Source organism: Massilia sp. IC2-278 (assembly GCF_020708045.1).
In the GTDB taxonomy this organism is placed as follows: domain Bacteria; phylum Pseudomonadota; class Gammaproteobacteria; order Burkholderiales; family Burkholderiaceae_D; genus Telluria.
The window spans coordinates 1-13829 of sequence record NZ_JAJFES010000003.1; the positions used below are offsets into that span (position 1 = coordinate 1).

Genomic DNA, 13829 nt, shown 5'->3' on the forward strand with positions numbered 1-13829 from the left:
GGTGGGGATTGCTGGGCGAGGGCCGGGCTTGACAAGCTAGCGGCGAGGATGAGGAGCGTGCGGGAGTGCGGTGGGGGCATGTGCCAATCTCCAGGGAAGGTTATTCGCGTTATGCGAATAACTATATGCCTGAAAGTGGCAATGTGTAAACAAGTACAAGAAATTAAAGTTGCTAGACAATGGAAATTTGGGATGCCATCACACGGCATAGTATTTATGATCGAGACGGCAACCGTACGGTGGGCACCCCGTGCCCACGCGGTTACGTGTTTCGCCGCAGTCACTGGCGTGGATGGTTCGCCCGCCGGCGCCAAGCCCGGACGGTCCATCGGCATGGGCTTCGCTCGGCTGTCCGGGCGACACCTCTCGGTACGTGTCCGAAGTTGACGCACGTAACCGCGTGGGCAGTAGGGCTGGCTAAATGCCAGCACTACGAAGTGCCCACCGTACGGGTCAGCGTCCCGGGCCTGGTTGACGAGTCGGCTTAGCAAAAAAAGAAGCGGACCCACGCTTGCACGTGGATCCGCCCTCTTCAGCCAGCCAGTCTGTTACGCCAGCTTCGCCGCGTGCTCGCGCGTTGCGTGGAAGGTCAGCTTCGGCCAGCGTTCCTGGGTCAGGCGCAGGTTCACGCCGGAGGTGGCCAGGAAGGCCAGGTTGCCGGCCGCGTCATACGCGACCTGGTGGCCGAGTTGGTTTTCGAAATCGGACAGGGCTTTCTTGTCGTCCGACGACACCCAGCGCGCGCTGCTGATGCTCGAACTCTCGAATACGGCGTCCACGCCGTATTCATTTAACAGGCGGCTTGCCACCACCTCGAACTGCAGCACGCCGACCGCGCCCAGGATCAGGTCCGAGCCCAGCACCGGCTTGAAGACCTGCACCGCGCCCTCTTCGCCCAGCTGCTGCAAGCCCTTGTGCAGCTGTTTTACTTTCAGCGGATTGCGGATGCGCACCGTGCGGAACAGGTCCGGCGCGAAGTACGGGATGCCGGTGAAGGTCAGCAGCTCGCCTTCCGAGAAGCTGTCGCCGATCTGCATGTTGCCGTGGTTCGGCAGGCCGATGATGTCGCCGGCGTAGGCTTCTTCCACCTGCTCGCGCGAGGAGGCCATGAAGGTCACCACCGACGACAGTTTCACTTCCCTGCCCAAACGCAGGTGGCGCACTTTCATGCCCTTCTCGAAGCGTCCCGAGCACACGCGCAGGAAGGCGATGCGGTCGCGGTGGGCCGGGTCCATGTTGGCCTGGATCTTGAAGACGAAGCCCGAGAACTTCGGCTCGTCCGGATTCACGGCGCGCACGGTGGCGTCACGCTCGCGCGGGCCCGGCGCCCAGTCGACCAGGGCCGAGAGGATTTCGCGCACGCCGAAGTTGTTGATCGCGGAACCGAAGAACACCGGGGTCTGCACGCCCGACAGGAAGCGCTCCAGGTCGAAGGGATGCGAGGCGCCGTGCACCAGCTCGACTTCCATTTTCAGCTGTTCGATCTCGAGCGGGAACATCTCGGCCAGCTTCGGATTGTCGATGCCCTTGATGATTTCGAAGGCGCCGTCGGCCTTTTCCTCGCCGGCCTTGAACAGCATGATGGTGTCGTTCAGCAGGTGGTACACGCCGCGGAAGTTCTTGCCCATGCCGATAGGCCAGGTCACCGGCGCGCATTCGATCTTCAGCACCGATTCGAGCTCGTCGAGCAGCTCGAGCGGATCGCGCGTTTCGCGGTCCAGCTTGTTCATGAAGGTGACGATCGGCGTATTGCGCATGCGGCAGACGTCGAGCAGCTTGATGGTCTGCGCTTCCACGCCCTTGGCCGCATCGATCACCATCAGGGCCGAGTCGACGGCGGTCAGCACGCGGTAGGTGTCTTCCGAGAAGTCCTGGTGGCCCGGGGTGTCGAGCAGGTTGATCACGTGGTCGCGGAACTCGAACTGCATCACCGAGGACGCGACCGAGATGCCGCGCTGCTTCTCGATGTCCATCCAGTCGGAGGTGGCGTGGCGCCCGCTCTTGCGGCCCTTGACGGTGCCGGCCAGCTGGATCGCGCCCGAGAACAGCAGCAGCTTTTCGGTCAGCGTGGTCTTGCCCGCATCGGGGTGGGAAATGATGCCGAAGGTGCGGCGGCGCGCCACTTCGCGCGCGATGAAGGCAGGCGTCGGCGCCGTCGTCGGCGCGCTGCTGTCGGCAGCGGCGTCGGTTGCGAGGATGTCAGATTCGTTGGACATAGTCGAGCCCCAATTGGCCCATGAAGAAAACCCTCGATTTTACCGATTCCGAGGGGGTTCGTGTGAATTGAATGGGGCACGGTGCGGTCGTCTTGGCGCATGCACCGGGTGAACGCGTGGACGGCGTAGCCGTCCACCCTACGTTTCCACCCTACGTTTATTCACGGACGCGGCGCCAGCCGGCGCGCGAGGCGCCTTCCGACTCGGCCGGGGCCACGCCGGAGGTGATCGTGTTGCCGTCGGCGGTGGTGGTGATCATCTTCAGCGCGCCCGAAGGCAGGCGCACGATGATGAAGCCGACCGCGGCCGAGGAATTCGACAGGGTCCGCCCGGCGACCTGCACCTCCTGGCCGGAACTGTTCTTGATCGTCTCGCCCAGCGGTTCGCCGGTGCAGACGTTCAGCTGGTAGACGTTGCTGGTGCCGCCCACCTTGCAGCTCGACGAGGCGCTCGGCAGGTTGGTCACCACGTTCAGGCCGCCCGCCACGATCTTCGGGTCCAGGTTCACGCGCTCGCCGGCGTTCAGGCCGAAGTCGACGTACCAGCCGCGCTGGGTCGAGAAATCGACCGCGGGGCCGCTGACCGAGTACGAGGTGCTGGTGCCGCTGATCTTGGCCAGGGTCTGCCTCGCCATGCTCGAGGTGCCGCGCCACTCGGCCGTCGGGATCGTGCTGCCGGCGTCCTTCAGCACGTAGGCGCTCTGCACGCCGGTGTTGCCGATGTCGACCTCGTCGAGCAGGCGTCCGGTGCCGAAGGCGACCACGCGCGTGGTGCTGCTGCTCTGGCTGCCGTCGGCGGCCACGGTGTTGACCAGGCAGGTCGTCACGTCGGGGCGCGTGGTGACGGGCTGGCCGGCGCCGGGGAAGCCCAGCAGCAGCACGCCCGGGTCGCCCTGGCCGGTGAAGTCGAAGCGCCACATCGCGCCGTCGTTGTCGCCGCCGTAGACGAAGGTGATCTTCGGGTCGGTGTTCGGGTTGCTGCTGATGGCCGTGATGCGCGCGAAGCCGGTCGGCGTGTCGATGTACTTGCTGTCCTCGGTCTTCCCGGCCAGCTTGGGCGTGGCCTTCTTCGACAGCACGCGGCCGGTGGCGATGTCGACCACGTACAGGTAGCCGCGGCCGTCGCCGCTGGCGATGCCGTCGGTGCCCGGGATGTTGTTGTAGCCCGAGGTCAGGAACACGGCCCAGTACTCGACGCCGCGCGCATCCTTCCAGGTGCCGAACTGCGGATTGCCGAAGGAGAGGCCGATGTCCTTGTCATAGTTGCTGCCGCTGCAGACCGCGGTATCGGCGCACAGTTCCCACAGCGCCCTGGGCGCCTCCGGATCGGTGACGTCGAGCGCGTAGTAGCCGCGTCCACCCGCGTTCAGGCCGGCCACCAGCACGCTGCGCCATTCACCGTTGATCTGCACGTCGGCCACCTCGGGCGAGCCGTCGGTGGTGAACTGGTGGCTGGTGCCGTAGGTCGTGCTGGCCTGCAGGTAGAGCTTCTTCATCGTGATGCGCGGTGCGTAGGCCCAGGTTTCCTTGCCGGTATCCGCGTTAAAGGCGTGCAGCATGCCGTCGTTGGCGGCGACGAAGACCATCGGCTGGCGCGTGGCGTTGTCCTGCTTGTAGTCGTTGTAGCCATCCAGCGAATACGACTTGCGCGGGTCGCGCAGGTAGGCCGGTTTCGACGAGGCGATGTCGCCCAGCACGATCGGCAGCTGGGCCGCGGCGCCGCCCGCGATCGTGGTGGTCCGTGCGTAGGCGCGGAACAGGGTATCGTTCGCGTGCTGCTGCTGGCCGCGCAGCCAGTTCACCATGTTCTCGCCGTTGTTGACGATCCGGCGGTTCGCGTCCGACAGCGTCAGGCACTGCGCCAGGGCGCTGCACTTGTCCTTGAACCACGCCTTCTCCGGGTCGGTCATCAGGTTGAAGTCGAAGTCCTTCAGGCCATCGTCGGTGTCGTCGGCGCCGGCGAAGTCGCGCATGTAGATCTTGCGCTCGTCGGTGTCGGTGCCGACCTGGCCGCCCACGGTTTCCGACGAATTCCAGTCCGCCTTGCTGCCGACCACGCCGGTGACGGTGTCGATCTTCTTGTCCGACAGTTCGCCGTACCAGCGCGCCGTGGTGAAGGTGGCCGAGAAGATGTCGTTGTCCTGCTGCGAGATGTTCGGGGTCGAAGTCGCCGCCGCGGCCGCCGCGCCGATCTTCACCTCGATGTTCGACAGCGCCGAGCGCAGGCCGTCGATCACTTGCAGCGGGTCGGAAGCGCTGAAGTACTTGCCGTGGCCGTTGATGGCGGCATGCCACAGATCGTCCACGCGCGACTGGTAGGCGGCGCCGCCGTCGTCGACCCCGGTCTGCGGGTTCGGCCACACGTAGGGACCGTTGTTGTTCCACGGGCAGCCGGTCTGGACGCCGGTGATCAGCTTGTAGAAGTCGCTGCCGGCCTTCGGCGCGGTGTCGTACTTGTCGTCGTAGGTCATGATGCCGTCCACGCCCAGGCCGAGCGCGTAGGTATTCATGTGCAGGCGCGTGTTGTCGCCGGCGGCCGCGGCCACCAGGCCGTTCGGCTCGTTCCAGTTTTCCAGCGACGGGCGCAGCGAGGTCACGCTGTCGTTCGAGCCGCCGTTGTACCAGTAGAGGGCGACGTCGGCCAGCGAGTTGGCCGTCTGCGCGCTGGGGTCGACGCAGCCCTTGCTCCGCGAGCAGAAGCGCGACGCATCTTCCTTGTTGTCGTTGTTGACCACGCCGTCGGCCGCGCCGCCGTTCCAGTAGCCGTCGGTGGTAACGAAGGTGAAGTTCTGCTGGCAGGGGAACTGCACCACCTCGTTGCCGGCCGAGTAGGCATACGGCGAACGGTTGGCGTACATCTTGCCCACCGCGTGCAGGCCCTGGCGCACCGGGGTCGAGCCGCTGGTCGTCATATCGTACAGGGCCTTGTACCAGGCCGTGCGCGCGGCGCCGGTGAAGGGTTTCGGCGGCTGGCGGATGGTGCCCTCGGCGGCGGCGGTCGAGAGCGACACGATGCCGACGTTGTAGTTGTCGGCGATCGGCTGGAAGGCCTGGCCCACCGCCGTCTTCATCATCTGGTTGCGGCTCTTGTAGTAGGCGTACCAGTTGGCGAAATTGGTCATCTCCTCGGCATAGGTGCAGGTGGTGCCGGCGCAGTCGGTGCGCTTGACGTCCTTCGGGTAGCTGGTGCGGCTCGAGACGATGTCGGTGCGCACGAACACCGAGGCGCCGAGCGGCGTGACGTCGGCCGGCACGCCGTCGCTGATGCCCGGCGTCGAGCCGAAGCTCAGGTAGGTGGTGCGGCCGCTGGTGTTGTTGGTCAGCGAACCGAGGGCGATGTTGTTGCCGACGGTGTCCATGTTGGTGCTGACCAGGCAGACGAAATTGTTGTTCGCGGCGGCGCAGATCGGGCCGGCCGTGTTCGCATTGGTGCCGCCGACGTAGGCGGTGACGCCCTTGTTGGTGAGGACCTTGTTCTTGATGAGGTTTGCCACCGTCGAGCTCGACGAGCGCGAGCCGATGCTCAGCGTGCTGCCGAACAGCTGCACGCCGCCGTAGGAAAACCCGTTCAGGACCTGGGTCTTGGAGCTGTTCGAAGTGCCGGCCACCTGCAGCAGCGCAGTCACGCGCGCGCCCGAGTTGACGATCAGGTCGCGCCCGGCTCGGCTGCCGTCGTTGACCACGGTGCAGGGCCCGACCGCCTTGTTGGTGTTCCCCGCCGGGCAGCTGATCGGCACCACGGCGACGATGTTGTTCGACTCCAGGGTGATGCCGTATTTCGAGCAGGCCGGCACGCTGCCGCTGGCGGTGCGCAGGCAGGCCGTGTACTGGTTCGCCAGGCCGGTCTTGGCCATGATCGAGGCGGCCAGCGAGGCCGCCAGCGCGCTCTGCTTGGCGGCGGTGTCGGTGCCGTTGGCGGCGGTGACGGCGTCCTTGGTCAGGGTGAAGGTGCCGTTCGGCTCGACCACCTGCACGCTGCTGATGCTCATCGAGTTGGTGTAGGGCGAAGCCTTGATGGTGATGGTGCCGTACCAGTCCGGGTTGCGGTTCGGGTCGGAGAAGCGCGGGTACTTGTAGTCGCCGACGAACTTGGCCTGGCAGTTGGTCAGCGCGCGGTCGGTGCAGAAGCGCACCTTGGCCGGCTCCGGATAACCCGCCGGGGCAGCCGCCCCCACCGCCGTCACCCTGCAGTTGGTGAGCGTGGCGTCGGTGCAGTACTCGGCCACGTTGATGGTGTAGTAATAGGGGTTCGCGAGGAAGTATTCGGGCGAGTAGCGCGCGTCGTTCGGGTAGGTGTAGCCGGTGGTGTTGTAGCCGCAGTCGGAGCCGTCGCACCAGCGCAGGTCGGGGAAGCCCGCCGCCAGGTTGGTGTTGTTGGCGTCGCGGCCCAGCAGGTCGGTGCGGTCGACGCCGTAGATGTCGGTGGTGACCGAAGTCCAGCTGCTCGTCTCGGACGCGTTCTGGTTCGGGTAGGAGCTGCCGTCGCCTTTCACCGGCGGCAGGTAGCGCACCTTGGGGTTGTAGTACTGCTTGTTGAAGTCGGCGCTGGCGAAGGGCGGGTCGCCGGCCTTGCAGCCGCGGATGCCGCCGGCGATCGTCGCGCGCGCGCGGCAGCTGCCGGTGTTGTTCACGTAGTCCGGCGTGTAGTTGAAGGTCATCGAGCCCGAGTTGTCGTACAGGAGCATCAGGTTCGGCTTGACGGTGCCGGTGCCGCTGATGTTCAGCAGCGGGACGTCGGCGATGCCGACCGGGGCGGCCGCGGCCGGCGCGGCCATCAAGGTGGCCAGCAGGGCCGAGGCAAACAGGGTGAACAAACGGTTCATGCGCGTTTCCATTCTCGCGTTTCTACTTGGTCCGGCAAGGGGCCGGTTCTCGTTGCTGCGGCCCGGCCGCAGCGCTGCCCGGGGAGGACTCAACCGCCGATCAGCACCACCAGCTGGTTCACGACGTTACCGCCGCGCGTGCCGGCAAGGCGCGCCGTGATCACGTAGTGCACCTTCGGCGTTTCGGCGAACTGCGGCGAGTCGGAGGCCAGGCTGTCGCCGACGCCGATGTGGGCGCTGCCGGAATTCGGGTCGGCGGTCTGCACGCAGGTATTCCCGACGGCGTCGTAGGCGCCGCTCAGGAGGCACAGGCGGTGCACCACGTAGTCGATGCTCTGGCCTTCGTGCACGACCGTCTTCTTGCCGTCCCAGAAGGTGCTCGAGCGCGCGGTCTGGGTGGTGTCGAGCGTGGCAAGGTAGCCATTGTCCGGGGAATCGTCGTTCAGCAGCGCCTTGTTGTTGCCGGCCGCCGTGTCGCTCAGCCACTTGAAGCCCGCGTGCAGGCCGGCGTCGACCGCGCGGCTCTGGGCCGAGTCGTAGGCCAGGTTCGAGGCCGTCAGGGTGGTCGAGTTGCTCGACTTGATCAGGTAGATGCTCGAGATGAGCATCACCAGCAGGATGATCAGCATGACCGGCAGGGCCAGCCCGCCCTGCCTGCGGCGCGGGAAAGTAGCGATGGTGTGCATGGTTCAGGGCCTCCAGCCGGCGTTGCGCAGCGGGACGATGGTCTCGAAGACGCGGTAGCGGTAGCAGCCCCAGTCGTCGCCGCCGACGTCGACCGTGATCGGAGCCGCGGCCACGCCCTCGGGCACGGCGCTGGCGAACACCACCGGCTTGTCGGCGGTGGCGGTGCAGTCGCCGTCCGCGTCGGGGCGCTCGCGCGCCGCGCTGCGGGCCACCACGGCGATGCGCAGGGCCGCGATGTGCTGGTAGTCGCCGGCATTGCCGGCGCTGCCGCTGCCGTCGGCGTCGATCATGGTGGCCGACCAGCGCCGCACTTGCAGCCCGTCCTGGGGCGTAAAGGCGCCCCCGGTGCGGGTATCGAAACCGTATTGCGCCTTGATCGAGACGATGTTGTCGGCCACGGTCTGGGCCGTGCCGCCGGAACCGGCCAGGTCGGTCGAGCGCAGCTGCAGGAAACCGTTGTTCACCGACCAGGTATGGAAGGCCAGGGTTTTCTCCGGTCCCAGGTTGAAGATGCGCGCCATGCCCGCCGTGTAGTTCGCGCCGCCAAGCGCGCCGCTGTTGTAGCGGAAGCCCGTGCCGCCGGCCAGCATCACGTACTGCTGCTTCGGCGGGGCGTCGACCCGGCCCGGGTCCTCCGAGATCTGGGCCAGCGCGCAATCGCCGGCGCCGATGTTGTCCGGGGCCACCACGACTACGTCGCCCAGCTTGAAGCCATAGGAAGGAACGCGGTCGACGTCGAGGCGCGTGCCGCCGATGTAGTTGCTGGTCACGCGCAGGGTGCCGGTGCCGGTCATCGAGCTGCCCGAGTACAGGCTGATGCGGTCGGGTCCGGCGCCGCCGGATTCGATCACGGCCGGCGCCAGCGGAAACACCGTGCCGGGGCCGCGCGCGGCCGGCGCCAGGCTGTAGCCGCCGGTGTCGTGAAAACGCGTATTGCAGCCGACCAGCACCGGATCGTTCAGGCCGAAGCCGGCCTGCTGGGCGTCGCCGCTGATCGAGAACATGGCCAGCATCCCGTTCTGCATCGAGTCCGAGCCGCCCAGGGCCGAGGCCTTGTTCTGTTCGGCGCCGGTGATCAGGCGCGTGGCGAACACCAGCGCCAGCAGGCCGATGAGCACGCTGACCAGCAGTTCGACCAGGGAAAAGCCGCGCGCGCGCGGACTGTGGAAACCGGCGCGCATCACATCGCCCCCGAAATGAAGGCGCGCACCTCGTGCCTGTTGGCCAGCTCGCCGGCCTTGCGCTGCCAGGCGATGCTGACCACGACTTCGCTCGGGTCGGGCGACGTGCCCTCGTCGACGCTGACCGTGATCTCGGCGCCGGGGATGTGGCTGCGCGTTTCCGCGTACCAGGTCGCAAGACGCTCGCCCGGTTCCTCGTCCTCTTCCAGCGCGTAGTCGCCGAGGTGGGACGGATCGGTGCTCATCACGCCGATCAGCTTGTCGGCGGCGATGGTGGCCTCGGCGCGCATGCCGGCATCCGACAGCGCGGAATAGGCGCGCGCCTGCAGGCCGATGGTGCCGAGCAGGCCGATGGCCAGCAGCACCGCCGCGATCAGGGCTTCGATCAGGGACACGCCGTCCTGGCGGCGCGGAACAATCAAGTTGCGGGTCATGCGGTTCATGGCGGGCACCTGTGGGGATCGTCGGCGGCGGCGCTGGGCCGGCACTTGGCGGCGATGCCGGCCAGGGTCAGCACCACGCTGGCAGAGCGGAACGCGCCCGCGTGGCTGGCGGCGGGCCACATGTCGATGCGCGCAATGCGCGGCGCCATCGTGGTATCGACCCAGCCGACCGGGGTGAAGTACACGCTGTCGGCCTCTTCCGGGTCGACCGCCTGCACCAGCACGTCGGTGCCGGGCAGCGCATCGGCGAGGCGCAGCACAGACTTGAAGCCGGCCGCGCCTTCCGGGTCGCGCTCGGCGGGAGCGGTGGCGGTCGACCACGAGCCGCTGGTGTCGTTGCAGGGCGTCTCGGGGCGCGGGAAGCAGATGTCGACCTGCCAGTCGAGCTGGCCGTTGGCGTTCTCGCTCAGCACCAGGCGGCTGGCGCTGTTGTGCGACAGCGCCTGGGCACGCGCGAAAGCAAAGCCTTCGGCATAGAACTCGGAGGCGGCGGCGGCGCGGGTGGCGCTGACCCAGGCCGCCATGCGCGGCGCGCCGAAGGCCAGGATGCCGCCCAGGATGGCCAGCGCCACCAGCGATTCGAGCAGCGTGAAGCCGCGCGCCGGCCGCAGGGGCATACGCAGGTTCATGTGCAGATGCTTGCGCAAATGCTTGCGCATATGCTCGCGCATTTGCTCACTTATTCGCTGCACTTTCCACCCTTGTCGCTCACCCAGCAGCTGTTGCTGGCGGCCCAGCCCTCGGCGATGCGGGCGGCCGACAGCGCCGACGTACGGCGGCCGTTCTGGTCGATCGTGAAGCGGAAGCCCGCGGCGCCGTTGCGGCCGGTGGCGGTGACGGTATAGGCGGTGTCGCTCTCGGCCGTCAGGGAATAGATGAAGTTCTCGGTCGCGGCCGGGAAGCCGGGGGCGTCGTCGAGCTCCTCGAAGCTGTGCTCGTTGGCCCAGAACTGCTCGGCCAGCGGCTGCACGCCGGCCAGGCCGGCATAGGCATCGGTCAGGCGGGTGCGCAGCATGTAGCTGCCGTAGGCCGGCACCGCGACGGCGGTCAGCACGCCGACGACGACCAGCGTGATCAACAGTTCGATGAGGGTGAAGCCAGCCTGGCGTGTCATGGGAATCCTCGGGTGTGCAATCGGGGCGCATCGCGCACGGCAAGGAAAGTTGCCGCAGGAGAATAATACCCGAGAAAGCTTGCATTACCCTGAGGAAATGCTGACAGGAACCTGACAGGCGCACGCCGACGTCAAGGCTAGTTGCCTCTTCGGATTCAGGGAAAGGCGATGTGGAACACCGCCCCGCTGCCCTCTTCCGGCTCGTCAAGGCTGAGCTCGGCACCATGCAGGTTGGCGATATCGCGCACGATCGCCAGGCCAAGGCCGCTGCCCGTACTTTGCTGGTCCAGGCGCACGAAGCGTTCGAACACCTGGCTGCGCAGGCTGGCCGGGATGCCGGGGCCGTTGTCTTCCACGCGCAGGAAGCTGCCGCCCTCGCTGCTGGCGCCGCAAGCCACGGTGACCCGGCCGCCGGCCGGCGTGTAGCGCAGCGCATTGTCGACCAGGTTGTCGACCAGGTCGCGCAGCATGAAACGCTCGCCCTGCAGCGGCGCGGGCTCCAGCTCGAAGCCGAGGTCGATGTCCCTGGCCGCGGCCTGCTCGACGAAGTGCTGGATGCTCTCCGCCACCAGTTCCGACAAGTCGAGCGGCAGCAGGCGCGAGCGCGCGAAGCGGTTCGGCTCGGCGCGCTCGAGCGAGAGCAACTGGTTGGTCTGGCGGATCAGGCGCTCGTTCGCCTGCAGCATCAGGGTGAGCGAACGGGCGCTGTCCGGGTCGGCGGCGTGGCGCGCGGCCAGCCATTCGAGCTGCAGCTTCAGGCCGGCCAGCGGGGTGCGCAGCTGGTGCGCGACGTTGGCGCGGAATTCGTCCTGGGCAAGGGCACCGGCCTCGATCCGGCCCAGCAGGGCATTGAAGGCGCCGACCACCGGCGCCAGCTCGCGCGGCATGCCGCTGTCGTCGAGCGGCGCCAAGTCGGCGCTGCCGCGCGCATCGAGCCGGGCGCGCAGGCGCGCCAGCGGCGCCAGGCCGTTGCCGACCGAGAACCAGGCCAGGCCGACCAGCGCCAGGCTGAACACGCCTTCGAGCAGCACCAGCGAGCGCACGATGGCCGAGCGCACCTGCTGGCGCGCACGCACGGTGCGGGCGATGCTGACGGTGGCCGGCGCGCCCTGCCATTCCAGCGCGGCAGAGGCGATGCGCACCGGCTCGCCGTGCAGGTCGGCGTCGCGCAGGCCGGGGCCGCGCAAGGTGGGCAAGGCGGGCAAGGCGGCGCTGCCGGCGATCAGGCGCCCGCTGGCGTCGTGCAGAGCCGCCCAGCTGGCCTCGCCCGCGCCGTCCTCGAGCGTGCTTCCATCGCCCAGCAGGCCCAGCCCCTCCGCGCGCACCCGTGCGGCCAGGGCGCCGGCGGCGGCGCGCAGGCCGTCGTCGAAGGCAAGCTGGGCCGGGGTCCAGGCCAGCAGGTAGGTGAGCGCCGCAGCGCCGAGGTTGAATACCAGGATCGGCCCGACCAGCCACTTCAGCAGGCGCAGCCGGATCGAGCTCATGCGCCCGCTTCGAGCAGGTAGCCGAAGCCGCGGATGGTGCGCAGGCTGACGCCGGCGCCGTCGAGCTTCAGGCGCAGGCGCGACACATAGACCTCGACCGCGTTCAGGGTCAGGTCTTCGCCCCAGGGCGCGATGGCGTCGACGATCTGCTGTTTCGAGACCACGCGCCCGGCATGCTGGAGCAGGTATTCGAGCACCGCCCACTCGCGCACCGACAGTTCCAAGGCGCGCTCGCCGACCCGCGCCCGGCGCGCGCCGCTGTCGAGCACGATATTGCCGAGCGCGAGCACCGTCGATTTCGGGGCATTCCGGCGGGCCAGGGCGCGGATGCGCGCGACCAGCTCGGGCGTGGCGAAGGGTTTCACCAGGTAGTCGTCGGCGCCGGTTTCCAGGCCGCGCACCCGGTCTTCGACGGCGTCGCGCGCGGTGAGCAGCAGCACCGGGGTGGTGTCGCCGCGCGCACGCAGGCGGCGCACCACCTCGAAGCCGTCGATGCCGGGCAAGCCGATGTCGACCACGGCGACCACGGGAGGATTGCGCTGCAGCAGTACATCGGCCTGCAGGCCGTCGCATGCGAGCTCGACCTGCACGCCCTGGGCTTGCAGGGTGCGGGCCAGGCCGTCGGCGAGGACGGCGTCGTCTTCCACGAGCAGGATGTGCATGCGCCTACATTTTCCAAGGAAATGGTGTTGGCGCACATTATGGAGCAAAGCGCCCGGCGTCCACAAACCGCTGGGCGTGGGCGGGGCTGAGGTGGGGTGAAGAGCGAGGGGAGAGGCGGCTGGAGATGCGGCCGGAGATGGGGCCAGCGTGGGTGTTAACTCCGGGTATCTTTCCTAGTAGGACTGGACTGACAAAACATCCTACGGGGGGCCTACACAGGGGCAACCCCTAATCTTATGTTCGGCAACAGACTATAGCTTTAATGTACACACATCGCGATGAGGCAAAGTCAACAGGCCAAAAAATCGCTCACGGATGCAATGAAGCTAGAGATAAGAGGACAGAAAATGAACAACGCTCAACTTGGTGGTGCAACGCAAAAAGCGCAATCGGTCAACGGCATGCCTTCGACCAAAGAAGAAATCCGAGCTGCGTCGCGTCCAGTTGTCAGCGTCAGCGGTACCCAGCAGAACGATCTGCTGGCTGCGCTGCCGCGCCAGGACCTGGAAACCCTGTTCGAGCACCTGGAACTGGTTCCTATGCCTTTCGGCAAGGAATTGTTCGAGTATGGCAGCAAATTGGAATACGTGTATTTTCCGACGACGGCAATCGTGTCGCTCCTGTATGTGATGGAAGACGGCGCCACCACCGAGATCGCCGTGGTAGGCCATGAAGGCGTGGTCGGCGTGTCGCTGTTCATGGGCGAACGCGCCATGTGCAGCGCCGTCGTGCAGAGCGCCGGCTACGGCTACCGCCTCAAGACCCAGTACCTGCGCGACTCCTTCATGAAAGGCGGCGCCCTGCCCCAGCTGCTGATGCGCTACACCAACGCCCTGTTCGCCCAGATGGCCCAGAACGCCGTCGGCGGCCGCCACAGCTCGATCGAACAGAAGCTGTGCCGCTGGCTGCTCGACCGCCTGGACCGTTCGCCAGGTAACGAGCTGAAAGTGACCCAGGAACTGATTTCGATCATGCTCGGCGTGCGCCGCGAGTCGATCACCGCCGCCGCCGGCAAGCTGCAGGACGAAGGCCTGATCCAGTATCGCCGCGGTAACATCACGGTCCTCGACCGTGCCGGCCTGGAAGAGTACGCCGGCGAATGCTACAAGGTCGCCAAGACCGAGTACGACCGCCTGCTGATGGACGTCGCCGCCCGCTAACGCGGAGCAACCGCCCTCAAAGGATGTGAAAAAAACGTCAGGGCAAGGCGCCGAGTCGA

General features: G+C 67.1%; 10 protein-coding genes. 1 reads left to right on the forward strand and 9 read right to left on the reverse strand.

From position 1 onward, the window contains the following. Positions 1-548: 548 nt before the first annotated feature. From LK540_RS07735 to LK540_RS07775, 9 genes are all read right to left on the reverse strand, one after another. Positions 549-2216: a peptide chain release factor 3 gene (locus LK540_RS07735; RefSeq protein WP_229436590.1), complete on the reverse strand. Its 1668-nt coding sequence runs from the start codon at positions 2214-2216 to the stop codon at positions 549-551. 157 nt (positions 2217-2373) lie between these two features. After that, positions 2374-7038, reverse strand: a complete 4665-nt coding sequence (locus LK540_RS07740) for a pilus assembly protein (RefSeq protein ID WP_229436591.1) — start codon at positions 7036-7038, stop codon at positions 2374-2376. Between the two features lie 89 nt (positions 7039-7127). Continuing rightward, positions 7128-7724 carry a hypothetical protein gene (locus LK540_RS07745; RefSeq protein ID WP_229436592.1) on the reverse strand — a complete coding sequence of 199 codons (597 nt, stop codon included), beginning with the start codon at positions 7722-7724 and terminating at the stop codon, positions 7128-7130. A 3-nt stretch (positions 7725-7727) separates the two neighbouring features. Beyond that, positions 7728-8906 carry a PilW family protein gene (locus LK540_RS07750; protein ID WP_229436593.1) on the reverse strand — a complete coding sequence of 393 codons (1179 nt, stop codon included), beginning with the start codon at positions 8904-8906 and terminating at the stop codon, positions 7728-7730. Continuing rightward, positions 8906-9349: a prepilin-type N-terminal cleavage/methylation domain-containing protein gene (locus tag LK540_RS07755; protein WP_229436594.1), complete on the reverse strand. Its 444-nt coding sequence runs from the start codon at positions 9347-9349 to the stop codon at positions 8906-8908. Before LK540_RS07755 ends, LK540_RS07750 begins: the two co-directional genes overlap by 1 nt. After that, complete coding sequence (locus LK540_RS07760; protein WP_229436596.1) at positions 9346-9978, reverse strand: Tfp pilus assembly protein FimT/FimU; 633 nt, start codon at positions 9976-9978, stop codon at positions 9346-9348. The genes LK540_RS07755 and LK540_RS07760 overlap by 4 nt, the downstream gene beginning before the upstream one ends. 50 nt (positions 9979-10028) lie before the next feature. After that, on the reverse strand, positions 10029-10463 hold the full coding sequence (locus LK540_RS07765) for a type IV pilin protein (RefSeq protein ID WP_229436597.1): 435 nt from the start codon (positions 10461-10463) through the stop codon (positions 10029-10031). A 155-nt stretch (positions 10464-10618) separates the two neighbouring features. Further along, entirely contained in the window at positions 10619-11947 is a 1329-nt protein-coding gene (locus LK540_RS07770) for a sensor histidine kinase (protein ID WP_229436599.1), read from the reverse strand. Further along, positions 11944-12609, reverse strand: a complete 666-nt coding sequence (locus tag LK540_RS07775) for a response regulator transcription factor (RefSeq protein WP_229436601.1) — start codon at positions 12607-12609, stop codon at positions 11944-11946. Before LK540_RS07775 ends, LK540_RS07770 begins: the two co-directional genes overlap by 4 nt. A gap of 348 nt (positions 12610-12957) precedes the next feature. Between LK540_RS07775 and LK540_RS07780 the strand changes: the two genes are divergently transcribed. Then, positions 12958-13770, forward strand: a complete 813-nt coding sequence (locus LK540_RS07780; RefSeq protein ID WP_374041338.1) for a Crp/Fnr family transcriptional regulator — start codon at positions 12958-12960, stop codon at positions 13768-13770. Positions 13771-13829: the final 59 nt, after the last annotated feature.

Bases quoted from the DNA above. Each gene is read 5' to 3' on its own strand.
- LK540_RS07755 (WP_229436594.1), bottom strand. From the start codon at position 9,349: ATGAACCGCATGACCCGCAACTTGATTGTTCCGCGCCGCCAGGACGGC.
- LK540_RS07770 (WP_229436599.1), bottom strand. From the start codon at position 11,947: ATGAGCTCGATCCGGCTGCGCCTGCTGAAGTGGCTGGTCGGGCCGATC.
- LK540_RS07740 (WP_229436591.1), bottom strand. From the start codon at position 7,038: ATGAACCGTTTGTTCACCCTGTTTGCCTCGGCCCTGCTGGCCACCTTG.
- LK540_RS07735 (WP_229436590.1), bottom strand. From the start codon at position 2,216: ATGTCCAACGAATCTGACATCCTCGCAACCGACGCCGCTGCCGACAGC.
- LK540_RS07780 (WP_374041338.1), top strand. From the start codon at position 12,958: ATGAACAACGCTCAACTTGGTGGTGCAACGCAAAAAGCGCAATCGGTC.
- LK540_RS07765 (WP_229436597.1), bottom strand. From the start codon at position 10,463: ATGACACGCCAGGCTGGCTTCACCCTCATCGAACTGTTGATCACGCTG.
- LK540_RS07760 (WP_229436596.1), bottom strand. From the start codon at position 9,978: ATGAACCTGCGTATGCCCCTGCGGCCGGCGCGCGGCTTCACGCTGCTC.
- LK540_RS07775 (WP_229436601.1), bottom strand. From the start codon at position 12,609: ATGCACATCCTGCTCGTGGAAGACGACGCCGTCCTCGCCGACGGCCTG.
- LK540_RS07745 (WP_229436592.1), bottom strand. From the start codon at position 7,724: ATGCACACCATCGCTACTTTCCCGCGCCGCAGGCAGGGCGGGCTGGCC.
- LK540_RS07750 (WP_229436593.1), bottom strand. From the start codon at position 8,906: ATGCGCGCCGGTTTCCACAGTCCGCGCGCGCGCGGCTTTTCCCTGGTC.